This is a genomic window from Mycobacterium gordonae (assembly GCF_002101675.1).
Taxonomy (GTDB): Bacteria; Actinomycetota; Actinomycetes; order Mycobacteriales; family Mycobacteriaceae; genus Mycobacterium; species Mycobacterium gordonae.
The window spans coordinates 1-23,500 of sequence record NZ_LQOY01000169.1; the positions used below are offsets into that span (position 1 = coordinate 1).

Genomic DNA, 23,500 nt, shown 5'->3' on the forward strand with positions numbered 1-23,500 from the left:
GCGACGGGCGGCACCGGCGGGGCCGGCGGGAATGCGACCGAGGTCGCCACCGGCACCGGCGGCCTCGGTGCGACCGGTATCCAGGCCGGTGCACCCAGCGGCGGTGGTGGTGGCGGTGCCGGCGTGGCCCTCGACGGCGGCTACCGTGCCAACGGTGGTAACGCAGTTGGCCGGACGGGCGGCACCGGCGGCAGCACCTCTACCGGCGGAGGGAACGGCGGCGCCACCGCCACCACGGGCGGCAGCGGCGGGTTGAGCCAGAACGGCAATGCCAACGGCAGCCCCGGCCAGAACAGCTGACACCGGCGCCCGACGTGCGAATTTGACGCAGGGGCAGGGTGGGCGCGACCACCGGCGCGATCCTGGCTAGGCTGTGCTCAAGGTCATGTCGGGGTACCCCCGTCCGGTTTCGTCACACCTGGTCGCCGCGTGACCGCTGTCGACAGCCCAAACGACGGAAACGTGGAGCAAGTGAACGTCTACATACCCATATTGGTGATGGCGGGCATTGCCGCCGCCTTCGCCATCGGTTCGGTATTCCTGGCCAGCATCACCGGGCCGAGCCGGTACAACCGGTCGAAGCTCGAGGCCTACGAGTGCGGCATCGAGCCCACCGAAACCGGGTTCAGCGGACCGCACGCCGCGAGCGGCCAGCGCTTCCCGATCAAGTATTACCTGACCGCAATGTTGTTCATCGTCTTCGATATTGAAATTGTGTTCCTCTATCCGTGGGCGGTTAGCTTCGATTCGCTGGGGACTTTCGCGCTCGTCGAGATGGTCATATTCATGCTCACGGTTTTCGTGGCCTACGCGTATGTGTGGCGCCGCGGCGGCCTGACGTGGGATTGAGGTAGGTCAAACGTGGGACTGGAAGAACAGTTACCCGGCGGAATCCTGCTGTCCACAGTCGAGAAGGTTGCGGGGTACGTCCGCAAGAACTCACTGTGGCCGGCGACGTTCGGGTTGGCATGCTGCGCAATCGAGATGATGGCAACCGCCGGACCCCGATTCGACATCGCCCGGTTCGGCATGGAGCGGTTCTCTGCGACGCCGCGACAGGCGGATCTGATGATCGTCGCGGGCCGGGTCAGTCAGAAGATGGCGCCCGTGCTGCGGCAGATCTACGACCAGATGGCCGAGCCGAAATGGGTTCTGGCGATGGGCGTCTGCGCCTCGTCGGGGGGAATGTTCAACAACTACGCGATCGTGCAGGGCGTCGACCACGTGGTGCCGGTCGACATTTACCTGCCCGGCTGCCCGCCCCGGCCCGAGATGCTGTTGTACGCAATCCTGAAGCTGCACGAGAAGATTCAGGAAATGCCGCTGGGCGTCAACCGGGAGAAAGCCATCGCCGAGGCCGAAGAGGCGGCCATGGCGGCCCGGCCGACGATCGAGATGCGCGGACTGCTGCGATGAGCTCACCGGATAAGGACCCGCAGGGCGCGACCCTGACACCCGGCGCGGACGTACCCCCGGAAGGCCAAGAGGTCATCAGCGTGCGCCGCGGCATGTTCGGCGTGCGCGGCACCGGTGACACCTCCGGCTACGGACGCCTGGTGCGTGAGATCGCGCTGCCCGGCGAAAGTCCGCGACCCTACGGCAGTTATTTCGACGACATCGCCGACCGCCTGGCCGAGGCGCTGGACCGCGAAGGCCTCGACTTCAACGAGGCGATCGAGAAGGTCGTGGTCTACCGCGACGAGCTGACGCTCTACGTGCGCCGGGATCTGCTGCCCCAGGTCGCCCAACGGCTGCGTGACGAGCCGGAACTGCGTTTCGAGCTGTGCCTGGGTGTCAGCGGGGTGCACTACCCCAACGAGAGCGGCCGGGAGCTGCACGCCGTGTACCCGCTGAAGTCGATCACCCACAACCGCCGGTTGAGGCTGGAAGTGGTTGCGCCGGACAGCGATCCGCACATCCCGTCGCTGTTCAGCGTCTACCCGACCAACGACTGGCACGAGCGCGAGACCTACGACTTCTTCGGCATCATCTTCGACGGCCACCCGTCGCTGACCCGCATCGAGATGCCCGATGACTGGCACGGGCATCCGCAGCGCAAGGACTATCCGCTGGGCGGCATCCCGGTGGAGTACAAGGGCGCGCAGATCCCGCCGCCCGACGAACGCAGGGGCTATAACTGATGAGCGCACCAGCTGAAACACTCGTCGTCGCCGGCGGCCAGGACTGGGACAAGGTCGTCGACGCGGCCCGCAAGGCCGATCCCGGCGAACGCATCGTCGTCAACATGGGTCCTCAGCACCCGTCCACCCACGGCGTGCTGCGGCTGATCCTCGAGATCGAGGGCGAGACCGTCACCGAAGCCCGGTGCGGAATCGGCTACCTGCATACCGGCATCGAGAAGAACCTCGAATACCGGTACTGGACGCAGGGCGTCACCTTCGTCACCCGAATGGATTACCTGGCACCGTTTTTCAACGAGACCGCCTACTGCCTGGGTGTGGAGAAGCTGCTCGGCATCACCGACGAGATCCCGGATCGAGTCAACGTCATCCGGGTGATGATGATGGAACTCAACCGCATCTCCTCGCACCTGGTCGCATTGGCCACCGGCGGAATGGAATTGGGTGCCATGACGCCGATGTTCGTCGGCTTCCGGGCGCGCGAGATCATCCTTACCCTGTTCGAGAAGATCACCGGCCTGCGGATGAACAGCGCCTACATCCGCCCCGGCGGCCTGGCGCAGGACCTGCCACCGGGCGGCGTCGACGACATCGCTGCGGCGCTGAAGGAACTGCGGATTCCGTTGCGTCAGATGGGTGAACTGCTCAACGAGAACGCGATCTGGAAGGCCCGCACCGAGGACGTCGGGTACCTGGATCTGACCGGGTGCATGGCGCTGGGCATCACCGGCCCCATCCTGCGTTCCACCGGCCTGCCGCACGATCTGCGCAAGAGCGAACCGTACTGCGGATACCAGGACTACGACTTCGACGTGATGACCGAGGACACGTGTGATGCCTACGGGCGCTACATGATTCGCGTCAACGAGATGTGGGAGTCGATCAAGATCGTCGAGCAGTGCCTGGACAAGCTCAAGCCGGGTCCGACGATGGTCGAGGATCGCAAAATCGCCTGGCCCGCCGACCTTTCGGTGGGCCCAGACGGCATGGGCAACTCACCGGAGCACATCGCCAAGATCATGGGCAGCTCCATGGAAGCCCTCATTCACCACTTCAAGCTGGTGACCGAGGGAATCCGGGTGCCGGCCGGCCAGGTCTACGTCGCGGTGGAGTCACCGCGCGGCGAGTTGGGCGTGCACATGGTCAGCGACGGCGGTACCCGGCCCTACCGGGTGCACTACCGGGACCCCTCTTTCACGAATCTGCAGTCGGTGGCCGCGATGTGTGAAGGCGGCCTGGTGGCCGACCTGATCACCGCGGTCGCCAGCATCGACCCCGTCATGGGCGGAGTGGACAGATGAGCGAACCGAACGTAAGCGGCAGCGGCGAGCGGGTTTTCCTGCGCCTCGGCCCGCCGCCGGAGGAACCCAGCCAGTTCGTGGTCGAGGGTGCGCCCGAGTCTTACCCGGCGGACGTACAGGCCCGGCTCGAGGTCGAGGCCAAGGAGATCATCGCCAAGTACCCGAACAAGCGATCGGCCTTGCTGCCGCTGCTGCACCTGGTGCAGGGCGAGGACTCCTATATCACCCCGGCCGGCATGGAGTTCTGCGCCCAGCAGCTGGACCTGACCGGCGCCGAGGTCTCGGCGGTGGCCAGCTTCTACACCATGTACCGGCGCGGCCCCACCGGCGACTACCTGGTCGGCGTCTGCACCAACACGCTGTGCGCGGTGATGGGCGGCGACGCGATATTCGACGACCTCAAAAGCCATCTCGGCGTCGGCAACGACGAGACCACCGACGACGGCTCCGTCACCCTGCAACACATCGAGTGCAACGCGGCGTGCGACTTCGCGCCAGTGGTGATGGTCAACTGGGAGTTCTACGACAACCAGACCATCGACTCCGCCCGCGAACTCGTCGACTCCTTGCGCGCCGGGAACCCCGCCAAGCCCACCCGCGGTGCGCCGCTGTGCAAATTCCGCGAAACGTCACGCATCCTGGCCGGCCTGCGCGATGAGCGTCCCGACGAAGGTCAGGGCGGCCCCGGCGCCGCCACCCTGGCCGGGCTGCGGGTGGCCAAGGAGAACGACATGCAGGCTCCCCCCGGTCCGGAAGGCCAAGCATGACAACACCTTTGACCCCGGTCATCAGCCGCTACTGGGACGACCCCGAGTCGTGGTCGCTGGCGACCTACGAACGCTATGACGGCTACCAGGCCATGAAAAAGGCCCTGGCCATGAATCCCGACGACGTGATCGCGACCGTCAAGGACTCCGGGCTGCGCGGCCGTGGCGGTGCCGGCTTCTCGACCGGCACCAAGTGGTCGTTCATCCCGCAGGGCGACAAGGGGCCGGCGGCCAAGCCGCACTACCTGGTGGTCAACGCCGACGAGTCCGAACCCGGTACCTGCAAAGACATTCCGTTGATGCTGGCCACTCCGCATGTGCTCGTGGAAGGCGTCATCATCGCCGCCTACGCGATCCGGGCCAGCCACGCGTTCATCTACGTGCGCGGCGAAGTGGTGCCGGTCCTGCGCCGGTTGCAGAACGCGGTGGCCGAGGCGTACGCCGCCGGTTATCTGGGCCGTGACATCGGCGGTTCGGGCTACGACCTGGAGCTCGTGGTGCACGCGGGTGCGGGCGCCTACATCTGCGGCGAGGAGACCGCGCTGCTGGACTCGCTGGAGGGCCGCCGCGGCCAGCCCCGGCTGCGCCCGCCGTTCCCCGCGGTCGCCGGGCTCTACGGCTGCCCCACGGTGATCAACAACGTGGAGACCATCGCCAGCGTCCCGGCGATCATCCTCAACGGCGTCGACTGGTTCCGGTCTATGGGCAGCGAGAAATCGCCGGGCTTCACCCTGTATTCGCTGTCCGGCCACGTCACCCGCCCGGGCCAGTACGAGGCGCCGCTGGGTATCACGTTGCGCGAGTTGCTCGACTACGCCGGCGGCGTCCGGGCCGGGCACCGGCTCAAGTTCTGGACGCCGGGCGGCTCCTCGACTCCCCTGCTCACCGACGAACACCTCGACGTGCCGCTGGACTACGAAGGCGTCGGCGCCGTCGGCTCCATGCTGGGCACCAAGGCTTTGGAGATCTTCGACGAAACCACGTGCGTGGTAAGAGCCGTGCGCCGCTGGACCGAGTTCTACAAGCACGAGTCGTGCGGCAAATGCACCCCGTGCCGCGAGGGCACCTTCTGGCTGGACAAGATCTACGCCCGCCTGGAGAACGGCCAGGGCACCCGCGAAGACCTCGACAAACTGCTGGACATCTCCGACGCGATCCTCGGAAAGTCGTTCTGCGCGCTGGGCGATGGCGCCGCCAGCCCGGTGATGTCGTCGATCCAGCACTTCCGCGACGAATACATCGCCCACGTCGAGACCGGTGGTTGCCCGTTCGACCCCAAAGACTCCATGCTGTCGACGTTGAATGGAAAGGCCTGACGCTGCAATGACAAGTGCGGCAAAGACGGAAGCCGGCGACGAAACCAGACCGCCGGACATGGTCACGCTGACCATCGACGGTGCCGAAATCACTGTTCCCAAGGGAACTCTGGTCATTCGCGCAGCCGAACTGATGGGCATCCAGATCCCCCGGTTCTGTGACCACCCGCTGCTCGACCCGGTCGGCGCCTGCCGGCAGTGCATGGTCGAGGTCGAGGGACAGCGCAAACCGATGGCGTCGTGCACCATCGTCTGCACCGACGACATGGTGGTGCGCACCCAACTCACTTCACCGGCAGCCGATAAGGCCCAGCACGGTGTGATGGAACTGCTGCTGATCAACCACCCGCTGGACTGCCCGATGTGTGACAAGGGCGGCGAATGCCCGCTGCAGAACCAGGCAATGTCCAACGGGCGCGCGGAATCTCGCTACACCGACGTCAAGCGCACGTTCGCCAAACCGATCAACATCTCCTCGCAGGTACTGCTGGACCGCGAACGCTGCATCCTGTGCGCCCGCTGCACCCGGTTCTCCAACCAGATCGCCGGTGACCCGTTCATCGACATGCAGGAGCGCGGCGCGCTGCAGCAGGTCGGCATCTACGCCAACGAGCCGTTCGACTCCTACTTCTCCGGCAACACTGTGCAGGTCTGCCCGGTCGGTGCGCTCACCGGCATGTCCTACCGGTTTCGGGCCCGCCCGTTCGACCTGGTGTCCAGCCCCAGCGTGTGCGAGCACTGCGCGTCGGGGTGCGCGCAGCGCACCGACCACCGCCGCGGCAAGGTGACCCGCCGCCTGGCCGGCGACGACCCGGAAGTCAACGAGGAGTGGAACTGCGACAAGGGCCGGTGGGCGTTCACCTACGCCACCCAGCCCGACGTGCTCACCACTCCCCTGGTGCGGGATGCCGACGGAGAACTCGTACCGGCGTCCTGGGCGCACGCGATCGTGGCGGCAACCCAGGGCCTGGAGGCGGCGCGCGGGCGCACCGGCGTGCTGGTCGGCGGCCGGGCCACCTGGGAAGACGCATACGCATACGCCAAGTTCGCGCGAATCGTGCTGAACACCAACGACATCGACTTCCGCGCCCGCCCGCAGTCGGCCGAGGAGGCCGACTTCCTGGCGGCCCGCATCGCCGGCCGTCCGGTGAGCGTCAGCTACGCCGACCTGGAGTCCGCGCCGGTGGTGCTGCTGGTCGGATTCGAGCCGGAAGAGGAATCGCCGATCGTGTTCCTGCGGCTGCGCAAGGCCGCCCGCAAGAACCACGTCCCGGTATATGCGATTGCCCCGTTGGCCACCCGCGCCCTGGACAAAATGTCGGGCCGCCTGCTGCAGACCGCACCCGGCGGCGAGCCCGCCGCACTGGACGGCCTGGCCACCGGTGAAGTGGGCGACCTGCTGAGCACGCCCGGTGCGGTGATCATGGTCGGCGAACGGCTGGCCACAGTGCCCGGCGGGTTGTCCGCCGCGGCGCGACTGGCCGACTCGACCGGAGCCCGGCTGGCCTGGGTACCGCGGCGGGCCGGCGAACGCGGGGCGCTGGAAGCCGGTGCCCTGCCCGGACTGTTGCCCGGCGGCCGTCCGGTCGCCGACGACACCGCCCGCTCGCAGGTCGCCGCCGCCTGGCACGTCGACGAATTGCCCTCGGCCGCAGGCCGTGACGTCGACGGCATCCTGGCCGCCGCCACCGACGGCACCCTCGGGGCCCTGTTGGTCGGTGGCATCGAACCCGGCGACTTCGCCGACCCGGACGCGGTGCTGGCCGCACTGGACGCGGCACCGTTCGTCGTCAGCCTGGAGCTGCGCCACAGCGCCGTGACCGAGCGGGCCGACGTGGTGTTCCCGGTCGCCCCGACCACCCAGAAGGCCGGCGCCTTCGTCAACTGGGAGGGCCGCTACCGCGGGTTCGAACCGTCGTTCAAGGGCAGCATGCTGCAGGCCAGCCAATCCGATCACCGGGTGCTCGACACGCTCGCCGACGAACTCGGCATCCAGTTGAACTGCGCGACGGTCGAAACGGCGCGCGAGGAACTGGCCGGACTCGGCACCTGGGACGGCAGGCCCGCCGCCGGCCCCGCTGTCGAGGCCGACGCCGCCGCACAGCCCGAAAAGGGCGAGGCGGTGCTGACCGGCTGGCGGATGCTGTTGGACGCCGGCCGCGGCCAGGACGGCGAACCGCACCTGGCGGGCACCGCGCGTAACCCCGTGGTGCGGTTGTCAGCCGGCACCGCCGCTGAGATCGGCGCCACCGACGGCGACAAGGTGAGCGTCAGCACCGACCGGGGTTCAATCACCTTGCCGCTCAACGTGACCGACATGCCGGACCGGGTGGTGTGGCTGCCGCTGAACTCGCCGGGCTCGGCGGTGCACCAGGAACTGGGCGTCACCAACGGCAGTGTCGTCAAGATCGGGGTCGAAAAATGAACAGTTTGGCCGCATTCGGACACGACCCCTGGTGGCTGGTGCTGGGCAAGGCGCTGGCCATCTTCGTGTTCCTGATGCTCAACGTGCTGGTCGCGATCCTGGCCGAGCGCAAGATCCTGGGCTGGATGCAGCTGCGCCCGGGCCCCAACCGAGCCGGACCGTGGGGCACCCTGCAGAGCCTCGCCGACGGCATCAAGCTGGCGCTCAAGGAAAGCATCACCCCCAAGGGCATCGACTGGTTCGTCTACTTTGCGGCACCGGCCATCTCGGCGATCCCCGCGTTCACCGCATTCGCGTTCATCCCGTTCGGCCCCGAGGTGTCGGTGTTCGGACACTGGACTCCCTTGCAGCTCACCGATCTTCCAGTGGCGGTGCTGTTCATCCTGGGCCTGTCGGCCATCGGCGTGTACGGAATCGTGTTGGGCGGCTGGGCTTCCGGCTCCACCTACCCACTGCTCGGCGGGGTGCGCTCGACCGCGCAGGTCATCTCCTACGAGGTGGCGATGGGACTGTCCTTTGCGGCGGTGTTCCTGTTCGCCGGCTCCATGTCGACGTCGCAGATCGTCGCCGCCCAGGACCGGGTCTGGTACGTGTTCCTGCTGCTGCCCTCGTTCGTGATCTACCTGATCTCGATGGTGGGTGAGACCAACCGGGCGCCGTTCGACCTGCCCGAAGCCGAAGGCGAACTGGTCGCCGGCTTCCACACCGAGTACTCGTCGCTGAAGTTCGCGATCTTCATGCTGGCCGAGTACATCAACATGATGACGGTGTCGTCGCTGGCCACCGCCATGTTCTTCGGCGGCTGGCACGCCCCGTGGCCGCTCAATATGTGGGAGGGCGCGAACCACGGTTGGTGGCCGGTGCTCTGGTTCACCGCCAAGATGTGGACGTTCCTGTTCATCTACTTCTGGCTGCGCGCATCCCTGCCCCGGTTCCGCTACGACCAGTTCATGTCGCTGGGCTGGAAGCTGCTCATCCCGGTGTCGCTGGTGTGGATCATGATCGCGGCGGTCATCCGCACCCTGCGCAACCAGGGCTACGCGCACTGGACCACCCTGCTGGTGGTGTGCAGCCTCGTTTTCGCGGTGGCGTTGATCGCCACGCTGCGAAAACCGTTCAGCGCGCCCAGTCCCCGCAAGCGCCGCAAGCAGGTGGTCAGTCTGACCCCGAGCGGCGCAGCCGATGAACCGGCATTCCCGACACCACCGCTGCCGCTCAAGACCCTCGAACGGCCGGTAGGTGCGAGCAAGGAGAAGGCACGTGGCTAACATTTTCAGGCGCCTCATAGACCCGGTGGCCGGCTTCGGCGTCACCTTCGGGTCGATGTTCAAGAAGAACATCACCGAGGAGTATCCGGAGAAGCCAGGCCCGGTGGCCCCGCGCTATCACGGCCGCCATCAGCTCAACCGCTACCCCGACGGCCTGGAGAAGTGCATCGGCTGCGAGTTGTGCGCCTGGTCCTGCCCGGCCGACGCGATCTACGTCGAAGGCGCGGACAACACCGAAGAGGCGCGGTACTCCCCCGGTGAACGGTACGGCCGGGTCTACCAGATCAACTACCTGCGCTGCATCGGCTGCGGGCTGTGCATCGAGGCCTGCCCCACCCGCGCCCTGACCATGACCAACGACTACGAGTTGGCCGACGACAACCGCGCTGACCTGATCTACGAGAAGGACCGGCTGCTGGCGCCGCTGCTCCCCGAGATGACCCAACCGCCGCACCCACGGGCCGAAGGCGCCACCGACAAGGACTACTACCTGGGCAACGTGACGGCCCACGGCCTGCGCGAAAGTCAGGACGCCCGATGATCGTCACCATCGCAGCGGAAACCCTGACCCACACCTCCACCGGCGAAGCGGTCATGTTCTGGGTGCTCGGCACCGTGGCGGTGATCGGCGCGCTCGGGGTGGTGCTGGCCGTCAACGCCGTGTACTCGGCGATGTACCTGGCGATGACGATGCTCATCCTGGCTGCGTTCTACATGGCCCAGGACGCGCTGTTCCTGGGCGTCGTGCAGGTGGTGGTCTACACCGGCGCGGTGATGATGCTGTTCCTGTTCGTACTGATGCTGATCGGCGTCGACTCCGCGGAATCGCTCAAAGAGACCCTGCGCGGCCAGCGGGTCGCCGCGGTAGTCACCGGCGTCGGGTTCGGCGTCGCGCTGATCGCCGGCATCGGCAATGTCGCGACCGGCGGCTTCTCCGGACTCGCCGGCGCCAACGCCAACGGCAACGTCGAAGGACTTGCGGCACTGATCTTCTCGCGCTACCTGTGGGCCTTCGAGTTGACCAGCGCACTGCTCATCACCGCGGCGGTCGGCGCGATGATCCTGGCGCACCGGGAGCGCTTCGAGCGCCGCAGGACCCAGCGTGAACTCTCCGAGGAGCGGTTCCGCCCCGGTGGTCATCCCACCCCGCTGCCCAACCCGGGCGTCTACGCCCGGCACAACGCCGTCGACGTGGCCGCGCTGCTGCCCGACGGCTCCTACTCGGACCTGTCGGTCTCCAAAATGCTGCGGACCCGCGGAGCCGACGGACTCGAGACACCCTCAGCGGAAGCTGTGAAAGGTGGCAGGTCGTGAATCCGGCTAATTACCTTTACCTTTCGGCACTGCTGTTCACCATCGGGGCCTCCGGCGTGCTGCTGCGGCGCAACGCGATCGTGATGTTCATGTGCGTCGAGCTGATGCTCAACGCCGTCAACCTGGCGTTCGTCACGTTCGCGCGCATGCACGGCAAGCTCGACGGACAGATGATCGCGTTCTTCACCATGGTGGTCGCGGCCTGCGAGGTCGTCATCGGCCTGGCCATCATCATGACGATTTTCCGTGCCCGCAAATCGGCGTCGGTCGACGACGCGAATCTACTCAAAGGCTGAGAACGCCAAGATGATTGACTACACCTGGCTGCTGGTGGCGCTGCCGCTGGCGGGTGCTGCGATCCTGCTGTTCGGCGGTCGACGCACCGACGCGTGGGGACACTGGCTGGGCACCCTGGCCGCCCTCTCTGCGTTCGGCGTCGGTGTCACACTGCTGACCGAGTTGCTGAGCCGGTCCGCCGAGGACCGCGTCATCCATCAGACGGTCTACAGCTGGATGCCGGTGGCCCAGCTGCAGGTCGACTTCGGTCTGCAGATCGACCAGCTGTCGATGTGCTTCATCCTGCTGATCTCCGGCGTCGGATCGCTGATCCACATCTACTCGATCGCCTACATGGCCGAGGACGAAGACCGCAGAAGGTTTTTCGGTTACCTCAACCTCTTCCTGGCCTCGATGCTGCTGCTGGTGGTCGCCGACAACTACGTGCTCCTCTACGTCGGCTGGGAGGGCGTCGGCCTGGCGTCCTACCTGCTGATCGGCTTCTGGTACCACAAGCCGTCGGCGGCGGTGGCGGCCAAGAAAGCCTTCGTGATGAACCGGGTCGGTGACGCCGGCCTGGCCCTGGCCATGTTCCTGATGTTCGCCACCTTTGGCACCGTGTCCTACGCCGGCGTGTTCGCCGGGGCACCGGCGGCCAGCCAGGGCGTGCTGAACGCGATGGGCTTGCTGCTGCTGATGGGTGCGTGCGCCAAGTCGGCCCAGGTCCCGCTGCAGGCCTGGCTGGGTGACGCGATGGAGGGCCCCACCCCGGTGTCGGCCCTGATCCACGCCGCGACCATGGTGACCGCCGGCGTCTACCTGATCGTGCGCTCCAACCCGGTGTTCAACCTCGCCCCGGACGCGCAACTGGCCGTCGTCATCGTCGGCGCCGTCACCCTGATGCTGGGGGCGTTCATCGGCTGCGCCAAGGACGACATCAAGCGTGCCCTGGCCGCCTCCACGATGAGCCAGATCGGCTACATGGTGCTGGCCGCCGGTCTCGGCCCGGCCGGGTACGCATTCGCGATCATGCACCTGCTCACCCACGGCTTCTTCAAGGCCGGCCTGTTCCTCGGGTCCGGGTCGATCATCCACGCGATGCACGAAGAGCAGGACATGCGCCGCTACGGCGGACTGCGCAAGGCCCTGCCGGTCACCTTCGTCACCTTCGGTCTGGGCTACCTGGCGATCATCGGCGTGCCGCCGTTCGCGGGATTCTTCTCCAAGGACGCGATCATCGAGGCCGCGCTGGCCACCGGCGGCACCCGGGGCTATGTGCTCGGGGGCGCCGCGCTGCTGGGCGCCGGCATCACCGCGTTCTACATGACCCGCGTCATGCTGATGACGTTCTTCGGCCAGAAGCGTTGGGCGCCAAGCTCGCATCCACACGAGGCGCCCGCCCTGATGACCTGGCCGATGATCCTGCTGGCGGTCGGGTCGGTGTTCTCCGGTAGTCTGTTCGCCATCGGCGGCACCCTCAAGCACTGGCTGGAACCCGTCGTGGGGACGCATGAGGAGACCGCGCACGTCGCGCCGGCCTGGGTCAGCACCTCGCTGGCCCTGGGTGTGGTGGTCGTCGGAATCGCGGTCGCCTGGCGGATGTACGGCGGCAAGGCCGAGATTCCGCGGGTGGCCCCCGCTCAGGTCTCGGTACTCACCGAGGCCGCACGCGCCGACGCTTACGGCGATGCCTTCAACGAGGAGGTCTTCATGCGACCCGGTGCGCACCTGACGGACAGGCTGGTCGCCGTCGACAACGCCGGCGTGGACGGTTCGGTCAACGGGCTGGCCGCGCTGGTTGGCCGAACGTCGAATCGGTTGCGGGGCTTGCAAACCGGCTTCGCGCGCAACTACGCGCTGTCGATGCTGGCCGGTGCGGCCCTGGTGGCCGGCGCACTGCTGGCGGTGAACCTGTGGTGAACCTCCCGTGGCTGAGTATCTTGTGGCTGGTGCCGCTGGCCGGTGCGGTGCTGGTGATTTTGTTGCCTCCGGGCCTGCGCCAGGTCGCCAAATGGACCGGCCTGATAGTCAGCGTCGCGACGCTGGCGGTGTCGATCGTGGTGGCAGTCGGGTTCAAGCCCGGCGGTGACACCTACCAGTTCGTCGAAAAACGCACCTGGATACCAGCTTTCGGAGCCGGCTACTCTCTCGGTGTCGACGGCATCGCGCTGATTCTGGTGGTGCTGACCACGGTGCTGATCCCGTTGCTGCTGGTCGCAGGCTGGAACGATGGAGGCGACACCAACCCCCGCGGCGTGCATGCCTACGTCGCCCTGACACTGGCCATCGAGTCGATGGTGCTGATCTCAGTCGTCGCCCTGGACGTCCTGCTGTTCTACGTCTTCTTCGAGGCCATGCTCATCCCGATGTACTTCCTCATCGGCGGGTTCGGCCAGGGTCGCGAACGGTCGCGGGCAGCGGTGAAGTTCTTGCTGTACAACCTGTTCGGCGGGTTGATCATGCTGGCGGCGGTGATCGGCCTGTACGTGGTCACCAGCCAGCACGGCGGCGGCACGTTCGACTTCGTCCGGATCGTCAATGACGTCCGGACCGGCCGCTTCGGCGGTGTCGACCCGGCGGTGTTCAAGGCGCTGTTCCTGGGCTTCATGTTCGCGTTCGCGATCAAGGCGCCGCTGTGGCCCCTGCACCGCTGGCTGCCCGACGCCGCCGTCGAATCCACCCCGGCGACCGCCGTACTGATCACCGCCGTCATGGACAAGGTCGGCACCTTTGGCATGCTGCGCTACTGCCTGCAGCTGTTCCCGGACGCCTCAACGTATTTCCGCCCGGCCATCGTCACGCTGGCCATCATCGGGGTGATCTACGGCGCCATCGTGGCGATCGGCCAGACCGACATGATGCGCCTGATCGCCTACACCTCGATCTCCCACTTCGGGTTCATCATCGCGGGCATTTTCGTGATGACCACCCAGGGCCAGAGCGGCTCGACGCTCTACATGCTCAACCACGGCATCTCCACCGCGGCGGTGTTCCTGATCGCCGGCTTCCTGGTCTCCCGCGGCGGCAGCCGCAACATCGCCGATTACGGCGGGGTGCAGAAGGTGGCGCCGATCCTGGCCGGCACCTTCCTCGTCTCCTGCATGGCGACCCTGTCGCTGCCCGGCCTGGCGCCGTTCGTCAGCGAATTCCTGGTGTTGCTGGGCACTTTCAACCGCTACTGGGTGGCCGCGGCCTTCGGCGTGACCGCGCTGGTGCTGGCGGCCATCTACATGCTGTGGCTATACCAGCGCGTGATGACCGGTCCGGTCGCCAAGGGCAACGAGAAGATCCGTGACCTCGTCGGGCGCGAGATGATCGTCGTCGCACCACTGCTCGCGCTGTTGTTCGTGCTCGGTGTCTACCCCAAGCCGGTCCTGGATGTCATCAACCCGGCGGTCGAGAACACCATGACCACCATCGGTCAGCATGACCCCGCACCTACGATCAACGGCGTACCCCGTAAAGCCGAAGGACCGCACCAATGACGCTGCCCAGCCCCAGCATCGAGTACTTCCAGCTGTCCCCGATGTTCATCGTATTCGGTATCGCGGTGGTCGGGGTTCTGGTCGAGGCGTTCCTGCCGCGTCGGCTGCGCTACGGCGCGCAGGTGGTGCTGGCCCTGGGCGGGTTGGTCGCGGCGTTCGTTGCCGTTGTGGCGGTGGCGAAGTCGGTCCCGGCAGAAGGGAGCCGTGCCGTGCTCGGCGCCGTGGCGGTGGACCGGCCGACGCTGTTCCTGCAAGGCACCATCGTTCTGGTCTCGATACTGGCGGTCATTTTCGTCGCCGAGCGCAGCCAGCGAACTGTCTCGGACAAACAGAAGGTTTTCGCGGGACTGGATTCTTTTACCCCGCAAGCCTCCGCCGTGCCCGGCAGCGACACCGAGCACGAGGCTGAACGCGCCGGGGTCGCTCAGACCGAGCTTTTCCCGCTGCTGACGCTCTCGGTCGGCGGCATGATGGTGTTCCCCGCGTCCAACGACCTGCTGACAATGTTCGTTGCGCTGGAAGTTCTTTCGCTCCCGTTGTACCTGATGTGCGGGCTGGCCCGGCACCGTCGCCTGGTGTCGCAGGAGTCGGCGCTGAAGTACTTCTTGCTGGGCGCGTTCTCGTCGGCTTTCTTCCTCTACGGCGTCGCCCTGCTCTACGGGGCCACCGGCACGTTGACCCTCGGCGGGATCCGCGATGCCCTCGCTGGAGACAGCGATACGGGCATGGCGCTGGTCGGGGTCGCGCTGCTCTCGGTCGGTCTGCTGTTCAAGGTCGGCGCCGTGCCGTTCCATTCGTGGATCCCTGACGTGTATCAGGGGGCGCCCACCCCGATCACCGGGTTCATGGCGGCGGCTACCAAGGTTGCGGCGTTCGGTGCGCTGCTGCGGGTGGTCTATGTGGCTCTGCCGCCGTTGCACCATGACTGGCGCCCGGTGTTGTGGGGCATCGCGATCCTGACCATGACGGTCGGCACGATTACCGCGGTGAACCAGACGAATGTCAAACGGATGCTGGCTTATTCGTCGGTCGCGCACGTCGGCTTCATTCTCACGGGCGTGATCGCCGACAACTCCGCGGGACTCTCGGGCACCCTGTTCTACCTGGTCGCCTACAGCTTCAGCACGGTCGGCGCCTTCGCGATCGTGGGTCTGGTCCGCAACCCCGACGACGTCGAGGACGCCGACCTCGCGCACTGGGCGGGCCTGGGTCAGCGCTCCCCCATTGTGGGCGTGATGCTTTCGATGTTCTTGCTGGCCTTCGCGGGCATCCCGCTGACCAGTGGCTTCATCAGCAAGTTCGCCGTGTTCAAGGGCGCGGCCCAGGGCGGCGCCGTGCCGCTGGTGGTGATCGGTGTGATCTCCAGCGGCGTGGCCGCGTATTTCTATGTGCGGGTGATCGTTTCGATGTTCTTCACTGAACCCACCGACGACACACCGCACGTGATGGCGCCCGGGGCGCTGAGCAAGGCGGCCATCGCGGTGTGCGCACTGGTGACCGTGCTGCTCGGCATTTTCCCGCAGCCGGTGCTGGACCTGGCCGAGCGCGCGGCGACGTTCTTGAACTAGGTCTGGAAGAATCCCGACTGGTCGTCGCCCTTGTTGAAGGCACCGGAACTGTTGTTGCCGGTGTTCGAGATTCCCGAGCTGCCGGTGCCCACCGTCGCAAAGCCCGAGCTGAACTGTCCGCCCACGTTGAAACCGGCATTGCCATTGCCCGAAACGCCGAAGCCGGCATTTTGCTGTCCGGTGTTGTTGAACCCGACGAGGCCGTTTCCGTTGTTCCCATAGCCGGCAATCCCGAGGCCACCGGTGGCCACATTTTGGAAGCCGGAGACGAAGCTGCCCTGGTTGTTGAAACCGGACACGAAGGTGCCGGTGTTGCCGAAGCCCGATACTGACCCTGGCTGATTGACTGCGCTGCCGATGCCGGTGTTCACGTCGCCGGCGTTGAACAGGCCCGTGTTGGTGTCTCCCGCGTTGAAAAAGCCGGTGTTTCGCAAGCCCGAATTGAACGATCCTGTGTTCGAACCCGTACCCCCAACGGTCCCGCCCGAGTTGAAATCGCCGGCGTTCTCGAAACCGCCGTTCCCGGAACCCATATTCGCTGTGCCGGCATTTCCGACCCCGACGTTCTGGAAACCGCCGTTGAACAAGCCGACGTTGCGGCCGCCGCCATTCCCGATGCCGGTGTTCGCACTGCCTCCGTTCCAGAAACCGGTGTTGGCGTTGCCCGCGTTACCGAAGCCGGTGTTGTTGTCACCTGCGTTGAAGAAACCAAAGTTGCCGTCGCCGGAGTTGAAGAACCCGATGTTGTTGTTGCCCGAGTTGCCGAAGCCGATGTTGCCGATGCCGGAGTTCAAAGCCCCGATTCCGAACAGATTGTCACCGGTCAGCCCGAAGCCGATGTTGCTGTTGCCGCTGTTCCCGAAGCCGAAGTTGAAGTTGCCCTTGTTGCCGAAGCCGACGTTGGAGAACCCGTTGTTGCCGCTACCGAGGTTGAAGGAACCGATGTTTCCGCTGCCGAAGTTCGAAGTGCCTTGGTTGCCGCTGCCGAGATTGTCGCTTCCGAAGAGGTTTCCGAACCCGACGTTGCCGCTACCGAAGGCGTTCCCGCTGCCGAGGTTCAGGTTGCCGAACAAGTTGCCGCTGCCGACGTTGGTATTCCCGCGGTTGCCGCTGCCGAAATTGAAGAATCCGTCGTTTCCGCTGCCCAGGTTCAGGTTGCCGAGGTTGCCGCCGCCCAGGTTGGCGTTGCCGGTGTTGCCGCTGCCCAGGTTGAAGTCTCCGATGTTGCCGCCGCCCAGGTTCCAGATTCCCAAATTGCCCAGGCCGGTGTTGATGTCAGGCAGCGCAAGCCCCTCCGCGGGTGCCTGAGGCAACGACGCCAGGGCCGGGGCGAGCGGCCCCAGGCTGAGCAGGAACGCGGGCGCGGCGGCTGGCCGGAAGATACCCGCCTGGTTGTTGCCCTGGTTGAAGAAGCCGGAGCTGAAGTCGCCCGCGTTGCCGATGCCGGAGCTGGAATTGCCAGCGGTGGAAATTCCCGAGCTCAGCGAGCCACTGTTGGAGAGACCCACGCTGTTGTCACCCGTGTTGCCGAAGCCCACAGCACTGACGCCGGAGTTGTTGATACCCGCGGTGAACGAGTTGGTGTTGCCGAATCCCGAGATGCCGCCGAATCCCAGCCCCGTGTCGTTGTTCTGGAAGCCGGATGAGAAGTTTGCCGAATTGTTGAAGCCCGAGCTCCCCGTGCCGGTGTTGCCGAAACCGGACGACGTCACACCCACCGGTGTGGTCGAGCTGCCGAAACCGGTGTTCAGGTTGCCGGCGTTGAGGATGCCCGTGTTGGTATCACCGGAGTTGCCGATGCCTGTGTTGATGTTCCCTGCATTCTCGAATCCGGTGTTGGAGTTTCCCGCGTTCAGCAAGCCGGTGTTGCCGAAACCCGCGTTGCCAGAGCCGGCGTTGCCGAAGCCCGAGTTGCCGGAGCCGGAGTTGGCCGAACCCGCATTTCCGAAGCCGAAGTTGCGGCTGCCCGCGTCTCCGAAGCCGGTGTTGGTGTCACCGGCACTCCAGAAGCCGGTGTTGGTGGCACCCGCGTGCCCGAAGCCGAAGTTGTTGTTGCCGGAGTTGAAGAAGCCGAAATTGTTGTCGCCGGAGTTGAAGAAGCCGATGTTGTTGTTACCCGAGTTGCCGAACCCTATGTTGCCGGAGCCCGAGTTGAGAGCTCCGATCCCGATGAGATTGTTGCCGGTCAACCCGAAGCCGATGTTGTTGTCGCCGTTATTTCCGAACCCGAAGTTCAGGTTGCCCTTGTTGCCGAAGCCGAAGTTGTTGAACCCGAAGTTGCCGCTGCCGAGGTTGAAGGAGCCGAGGTTACCTGAGCCGTAGTTGGTGTTGCCGTTGTTCCCGCCACCGAAATTCCCGTTGCCAGCGTTGCCGAGCCCGAAGTTTGCGTTGCCGCTGTTACCGAGTCCGAAGTTGAGCTGACCATTGTTGCCGAGCCCGAAGTTGCTGAACCCGGTGCTTCCGAAACCCAGGTTGTAGGAGCCGAAGTTGCCGCTGCCCAGGTTCAGATTGCCGATATTTCCGCCGCCGAGATTGACGTTGCCGAAGTTGCCATTACCCAGATTGAGGAATCCGTTGTTACCTCCGCCTAGATTCCACGAGCCGATGTTGCCTACCCCGGTGTTCACGTCGGGGATCGCGGCTGCCGTGGCCGCGGCCGACGCCGCCACCTGGCCAAGCCCCGGCAAGCCGGTCAATGCCGAACCCCACGACGACAACGCCGCCGCGGCCGCCGACGCACTGGCGTGATAACTGACCAAGGCCGCCACATCGGCGGCCCAGAATTCCTCGTACAGACTCTCAGCGGCCGCGATCGCCGGCGCATTCTGACCGAACAGGTTGCCGATCACCAAGCGCACGAACGCGTTTCGATTGGCTGCGACCGCCAGCGGATGCACGGTGCCCGCTCGGGCCGCCTCGAACGCACTGGCCACCGCTTTCGCCGCCGCCGACGCGTCCCCCGCCTGACTGGCAACTCCGCTCAACAGCTCCGCGTAGGGACGGGCCGCGGCAGTCATCTTCTCCGCGGCCGCGCCCTGCCAAGCCTGGCCGGTCAGCCCCGACGTCACCGATACGAAAGATTTCGCCGCCGTCGCCAACTCCTGCGCCAAACCGTCCCAGGCCAGCGCCGCCTCGAGCATCGGCGCCGGACCCGCACCGGCAAACATTCGCCAGGAATTGATCTCCGGCGGCAAACTAAAGAAGCTCATGACCGTGTCCTCCCGATGGACCAGTGCGGCGAATCACCCGTTCGTGACTGCCGTCACAAACGCGTACCAGAACTCTAAAGAAGCCAACCGGCGAACATCGGCGTTTTGGGCAAACCGGAACAGATCGTGACCTTGGCAGATTCGCCCTAGTTCAGGAAAGGCCGGGTGGCCAAGATATAGATCGCCAAGACGGCCAACGGAGCCACCAATGGCAACCAGGGCAGCTGCAGCGGAAACGACGTGGCCACCAGGCCGGCAAAGGTGAAGCCGACGGCAGCGACGATCGTCGGCCAGCTTCCCGTGGCGACGTCACCGGAGGCGTGCCCGCACACCAGGTAAGCCGCGGCGCACAACCCAGACACCGCGGCGAGCACATGCGACGAGTCCGACGCCACGATGACAACCACCGTTAGCAAAACGGCAAGCGTTGCGGCAGAACGAAGTACCGTTCCGAGTCCGACGGCGAGCACGGCCGCGGCCGCCACCACCAGCGGCAGCCCATCAGATCCGACGGCGGCCGCAGCCACCATCAACAGGCCGAAAGCAACCGAGAAGACGCGGGTACCGGCCTGGGCGAGCATGTCAGCGCCTGCCCCGAACCCGTCCCCGGCGATCGGGCAGCACACCCATGGACTGCTCGAGGGAGCGATCCGACGGCCAGGACAGCACGTCTACGCCGACGGTGGCCATGTCGCGGTACATTGCCGAGCGCTGCAGTGCCCACATCTTGACCACCAGCGGGTCGTGTTCCCCCTCGAACGGAGAACTGTCCAGCACGTCCACTGCCACCACCACATGGCCGCGCTTGCGCAAATCGATGAGCGCCAAGGCGAATTCGGTGTCCAGCAGCGTCGAGAACGCGATGACGATCGCACCCGACGGGACGGCGGCGCGCGGAGCCAGGGTGCCGGTGGTGGTTTCGAATCGCTCTCCCGCGTCCAGCACGGTGTCGAGCACCCGGTAGAACTGGCGCTGGCCGATGTCGGCGCCGAGCCAGCGAGGGCGGTTGCCGCCGAGTGCGACAATCCCGGCCCGGTCGCCGTTGCGCAGCGCCGTCTGTACCACCTGGGCGGCACCGCGCACGACACGTTCCGTCGCGGTGGTCGCGGGTCCGGCGGGCTGACGATAAGTGTCGATCAGCACCACCACGTCGGCGGCGCGGTCGGTCAACCGCTGCGTGACATGCAGTCGCCCACGGCGGGCGCTCACGGCCCAGTTCACCGCGCGCAGTTGGTCACCCGGGACGTAGAGACGAATGTCGGCATACTCGACGCCGGGCCCGATGTGCCGGGTGAGGTGGGCGCCCAACCGGTCGAGCAACTCGATCTGCGGGAGTGAGGTCGACTGTGGCGGTGTCAACGGAAACACGATCACATCGGCGGCGTCGACCGTCCCGGTTCCCCGGAGCAACCCGCCACGTGCGACGACGTCGACCCGCGCTTTGATGTGGTATCGGCCCCACCGTTCGGCAACGGCCGCAACAGTTTTCGCATGCGGTTGCGTTTCTGTGTGTTCGAGTTGCATCCCGTCGACCGCCGTCACCGTGAGATCGACTGAGGCGGCCCCGGATTCGGTGGTGACCCACACTCGCACCTGGGCGGTTTCGTTCTCGAAACATCGTTGCTCGTCCGGCTCGGCGTGCACCTGGACCGTCGGAACCGGCGATTGCCAACTGAGCGAGCACAGCACGCCGAGCAGCGGCGCCGCGAAGGCGATGAGCTGCCAGCGCCCGGCCATGACCGCCGCCGCCAGCGCCACCCCGGCGCAGGTCGCGATCGCCAACGTCAGTTGCGACGCCCGCCAGCGGATCTCGACCGGGCGATGGGTGATCACGTGGGCCGGCGGTCGGCTCGTGGCACGGGCAGGCGTCGCAACAGTTCTCCGACCACGTCGGCACCCTGAATCTTGCGCACCCACATCTCCGGACGCAGCGTGATGCGGTGGGCGACGGCGGGAACGGCGAGCGCCTTGACGTCTTCGGGGATCACGTAGTCGCGGCCCAACAACAGGGCGCGGGCACGGGCGAGTTGCACCAGGTCCAGTTCCGCGCGCGGACTGGCGCCGACGGCGACCTGCGGATGGTGCCGGGTCGCGGTGGCCAGCGACACCACATACTGCAGCACATCCTCGTGCACCGTGACCTGCTCCACTGCTTCGCGCATCGCCAATAGATCGGTCGCGTCGACGACCTGGTTGACAATCGGCTCCGCCGAACCGCGATCCAGCCGCCGGCGCAACATCGCCGCCTCGTCCTGCTCGGAGAGATAGCGCAGTTCCAGCCGAATGGCGAACCGGTCCAGTTGGGCTTCCGGCAACGGGTAGGTGCCTTCGTACTCGATCGGGTTGTCGGTGGCCAGGACGATGAAAGGCGTTGGTAATTTGTGGGTTTGGCCGTCGATGCTCACCTGCCCCTCGGCCATCGCCTCCAGTAGCGCCGCCTGCGTCTTGGGGGGTGTGCGGTTAATCTCGTCGCCGAGCAGCAGGTTGGTGAAGATCGGGCCGCGGCGGAATTCGAAACGGCCCGACTGCATGTCGTAGATCGTCGAACCGAGCAGGTCGGCGGGCAACAGGTCGGGCGTGAACTGCACTCGGGTGAATTCCAGGCCCAGCGCGGACGCGAATGATCGGGCTATCAGCGTCTTGCCCAGTCCGGGAAGATCTTCGATCAGGACGTGCCCGCGAGCCAGCAGGGCGGTCAGAATCAGCGTCAGGGCCGAGCGCTTTCCGACAACGACCCGTTCGATCTCGTCGAGTACCGCCTCGCACTGGGCAGTGGTAGTACCAACTGGCATAGCCGCCGGTGTGGTCATCTGTGCTCCATCGTCATACCTTCTCCAACCTTCGCAGAATCTCTTCGAGCGCGGCGCGACCCGGTCCCGGTTGGCTGGCAGTGGCATGCCCGACGTTGTTCGGATTAACCCATGCCCACAGTTCCGCTCCGAAAAGCATCTCCCCGGTGGCCCGGAACGCCTCCGGGTCCTTGGCCTGCCGTTGACCGGTGGTGAGTTCGAAGCGGCGGGCCAGCATCGGGCGCAGGTGACGGTCCCAGTCCTTGCGGCTGGAGTCCGACCACCTGATCATCGTCTCGGTGTTCGACAACCAGCGACGCAGCGAATCACCGAGGTCGTCGGTTTCCGGTTCGGCTTCCGGTTCGCTCGGATGGCCCAGCACCCGGCGCACGTTGAGCAACACCAGCGTCAGCGCAATGCCCGCGCCGATCAGCACGAACCGGCGGTCCTGCACTATCAGCGCCAGCAGCTCGACCCCGACGATGAGGCAAATCCCGAGTGCCACAAGTCTTTTCATGCGGCCCTGCCGGATCGCGGGGCGATCTCGCCGAGAACGAGTTCCAGTACGCGGACCGCAGTCTCGCGGTGGCCTTCGTCCATCACGTGCGGGCTGAACCGTGCCTCTTCGAAGAGGTTTACCAGCTGCACTGCGTTCTCTGCGCGTAGCGCACGCTGTTCGACCGCGCGCGCGAGCACCTCAGTCGGGGTGTCGAACTCCTGCGGCACCGCACCCGGCACGTTGGCCAGTTCCCGTTCCATCGCCGCGTAGCAGGCGATGATTGCCTCGCGGGGTTCGCGGCTGAGGTCTGTCATCTCAGCCAGCCCGACTTCGGCGGCACGGACCAGCGACTCCGAAGTGGCTTCGGGCTGCGGAGATTGGGCGGGATCGTCGGCGTGCGTGGCGGCGATAGCCGGGTGCCGGCGCCGGCGCGACACGATGAAGCCGCCGACGAAGAGCATCAGCAGCACCGGCACGAATGCCAGCAGTGACCCGAGCATATCCGGGGCGCCTTTGGGCCGCGGAGGTTGTGCGGGTTGCGGAGCGCCGCCCGAACCGGACGGGTTGGCGCCCGAATTTGTTTGCGGCGCATCGAGAGCCAGTTGGGGTGGGCTGAACAGCCGAGACACCAGCATCGCGACCAGGATCCAGGCAACGACCACCCCCAGCGCGATCAGCACCACCCGCCAGCTTGGCCGGGCGCTGCCGCCGCCCAGCATGTCGGGCAGCGCGCCGGCGCTCGGCGCCGCCGTGCGCGGGTCGCGCAGTCTGGCGATGATCGAGAAGGCCAGCAATGCCAGGGCCGCTGCGATGGCCGCGACGAGGAACATCAGCGCCGTCTTGCTGGGGCCTTCCTCGGCGAGGCGGCGGCCGTGGTGGGCCGGGAGATATCCGCGCAGCGCGGCAGCGACCAGCATCAGCAGAGCGACCAAGGCCACCACCCGGGTGGTGGGCTTGTCGGACATCAGCGGACGTTTCCTGGCGGCTTGCGCCCCATAGCCGAAGGCTAGCGGCGTTGGGCCGCCCGGGTCCAGTTGCGGACACTTTGACGCCGAGGTCTGGTACTATCGAACATGTGTTCGAATTAGATCAGTTCTCGCGGGTGCCGCCCGGTGCCACCGAAGCGGAGCTGACCGCGTTCT

Annotated in this window: 20 protein-coding genes and 1 pseudogene; 15 read left to right on the forward strand and 6 right to left on the reverse strand. The window is 66.1% G+C overall.

The window, feature by feature from the left end:
- From AWC08_RS39190 to nuoN, 15 genes and pseudogenes are all read left to right on the forward strand, one after another.
- Nucleotides 1–300 (forward strand): annotated as a pseudogene (locus AWC08_RS39190) (hypothetical protein); the annotation flags it as partial.
- Between the two features lie 171 nt (nt 301–471).
- Nucleotides 472–849, forward strand: a complete 378-nt coding sequence (locus AWC08_RS23190) for an NADH-quinone oxidoreductase subunit A (protein WP_065043471.1) — start codon at nt 472–474, stop codon at nt 847–849.
- A 12-nt stretch (nt 850–861) separates the two neighbouring features.
- Nucleotides 862–1,416 carry a NuoB/complex I 20 kDa subunit family protein gene (locus AWC08_RS23195; protein WP_065133916.1) on the forward strand — a complete coding sequence of 185 codons (555 nt, stop codon included), beginning with the start codon at nt 862–864 and terminating at the stop codon, nt 1,414–1,416.
- Nucleotides 1,413–2,141, forward strand: coding sequence for an NADH-quinone oxidoreductase subunit C (locus tag AWC08_RS23200; protein WP_065133915.1), 729 nt, complete (start codon nt 1,413–1,415; stop codon nt 2,139–2,141). Before AWC08_RS23195 ends, AWC08_RS23200 begins: the two co-directional genes overlap by 4 nt.
- Nucleotides 2,141–3,442: an NADH dehydrogenase (quinone) subunit D gene (gene nuoD, locus AWC08_RS23205; RefSeq protein WP_065133914.1), complete on the forward strand. Its 1,302-nt coding sequence runs from the start codon at nt 2,141–2,143 to the stop codon at nt 3,440–3,442. The genes AWC08_RS23200 and nuoD overlap by 1 nt, the downstream gene beginning before the upstream one ends.
- Nucleotides 3,439–4,209 carry an NADH-quinone oxidoreductase subunit NuoE gene (gene nuoE, locus AWC08_RS23210; RefSeq protein ID WP_065133913.1) on the forward strand — a complete coding sequence of 257 codons (771 nt, stop codon included), beginning with the start codon at nt 3,439–3,441 and terminating at the stop codon, nt 4,207–4,209. Before nuoD ends, nuoE begins: the two co-directional genes overlap by 4 nt.
- Nucleotides 4,206–5,525, forward strand: a complete 1,320-nt coding sequence (gene nuoF, locus AWC08_RS23215; protein ID WP_065133912.1) for an NADH-quinone oxidoreductase subunit NuoF — start codon at nt 4,206–4,208, stop codon at nt 5,523–5,525. Before nuoE ends, nuoF begins: the two co-directional genes overlap by 4 nt.
- Nucleotides 5,526–5,532: 7 nt before the next feature.
- Nucleotides 5,533–7,950, forward strand: coding sequence for an NADH-quinone oxidoreductase subunit G (locus AWC08_RS23220; protein ID WP_069434727.1), 2,418 nt, complete (start codon nt 5,533–5,535; stop codon nt 7,948–7,950).
- Nucleotides 7,951–7,955: 5 nt separating this feature from the next.
- Nucleotides 7,956–9,218, forward strand: coding sequence for an NADH-quinone oxidoreductase subunit NuoH (nuoH, locus tag AWC08_RS23225; protein WP_142283748.1), 1,263 nt, complete (start codon nt 7,956–7,958; stop codon nt 9,216–9,218).
- The gene (nuoI, locus tag AWC08_RS23230; RefSeq protein WP_256101352.1) at nt 9,211–9,759 is read left to right on the forward strand and encodes an NADH-quinone oxidoreductase subunit NuoI; all 549 of its coding nucleotides are present in this window, start codon (nt 9,211–9,213) and stop codon (nt 9,757–9,759) included. Before nuoH ends, nuoI begins: the two co-directional genes overlap by 8 nt.
- Nucleotides 9,756–10,532, forward strand: a complete 777-nt coding sequence (locus AWC08_RS23235) for an NADH-quinone oxidoreductase subunit J (RefSeq protein WP_065133909.1) — start codon at nt 9,756–9,758, stop codon at nt 10,530–10,532. Before nuoI ends, AWC08_RS23235 begins: the two co-directional genes overlap by 4 nt.
- Nucleotides 10,529–10,828: an NADH-quinone oxidoreductase subunit NuoK gene (gene nuoK, locus AWC08_RS23240; protein ID WP_055580875.1), complete on the forward strand. Its 300-nt coding sequence runs from the start codon at nt 10,529–10,531 to the stop codon at nt 10,826–10,828. Before AWC08_RS23235 ends, nuoK begins: the two co-directional genes overlap by 4 nt.
- Before the next feature lie 10 nt (nt 10,829–10,838).
- The gene (nuoL, locus tag AWC08_RS23245) at nt 10,839–12,728 is read left to right on the forward strand and encodes an NADH-quinone oxidoreductase subunit L (protein ID WP_069434726.1); all 1,890 of its coding nucleotides are present in this window, start codon (nt 10,839–10,841) and stop codon (nt 12,726–12,728) included.
- Nucleotides 12,722–14,293, forward strand: coding sequence for an NADH-quinone oxidoreductase subunit M (locus tag AWC08_RS23250; protein WP_142283749.1), 1,572 nt, complete (start codon nt 12,722–12,724; stop codon nt 14,291–14,293). Before nuoL ends, AWC08_RS23250 begins: the two co-directional genes overlap by 7 nt.
- A complete protein-coding gene (gene nuoN / locus AWC08_RS23255) occupies nt 14,290–15,861 on the forward strand; it encodes an NADH-quinone oxidoreductase subunit NuoN (protein WP_069434725.1) in 1,572 nt (523 codons plus the stop codon). Before AWC08_RS23250 ends, nuoN begins: the two co-directional genes overlap by 4 nt.
- Here the strand turns inward: nuoN and AWC08_RS23260 are convergent.
- The 6 genes from AWC08_RS23260 to AWC08_RS23285 form a co-directional block, all read right to left on the reverse strand.
- A complete protein-coding gene (locus tag AWC08_RS23260) occupies nt 15,858–19,070 on the reverse strand; it encodes a PPE family protein (RefSeq protein ID WP_069434724.1) in 3,213 nt (1,070 codons plus the stop codon). The genes nuoN and AWC08_RS23260 overlap by 4 nt on opposite strands.
- A gap of 146 nt (nt 19,071–19,216) precedes the next feature.
- Entirely contained in the window at nt 19,217–19,651 is a 435-nt protein-coding gene (locus tag AWC08_RS23265; RefSeq protein WP_069434723.1) for a hypothetical protein, read from the reverse strand.
- 1 nt (nt 19,652) lies between these two features.
- Nucleotides 19,653–20,903, reverse strand: a complete 1,251-nt coding sequence (locus AWC08_RS23270; protein ID WP_065134867.1) for a DUF58 domain-containing protein — start codon at nt 20,901–20,903, stop codon at nt 19,653–19,655.
- On the reverse strand, nt 20,900–21,862 hold the full coding sequence (locus AWC08_RS23275; protein WP_372511600.1) for an AAA family ATPase: 963 nt from the start codon (nt 21,860–21,862) through the stop codon (nt 20,900–20,902). The genes AWC08_RS23270 and AWC08_RS23275 overlap by 4 nt, the downstream gene beginning before the upstream one ends.
- A 31-nt stretch (nt 21,863–21,893) precedes the next feature.
- A complete protein-coding gene (locus AWC08_RS23280; protein WP_069434722.1) occupies nt 21,894–22,376 on the reverse strand; it encodes a hypothetical protein in 483 nt (160 codons plus the stop codon).
- On the reverse strand, nt 22,373–23,323 hold the full coding sequence (locus AWC08_RS23285; protein WP_065134864.1) for a DUF4129 domain-containing protein: 951 nt from the start codon (nt 23,321–23,323) through the stop codon (nt 22,373–22,375). Before AWC08_RS23285 ends, AWC08_RS23280 begins: the two co-directional genes overlap by 4 nt.
- Nucleotides 23,324–23,500: the final 177 nt, after the last annotated feature.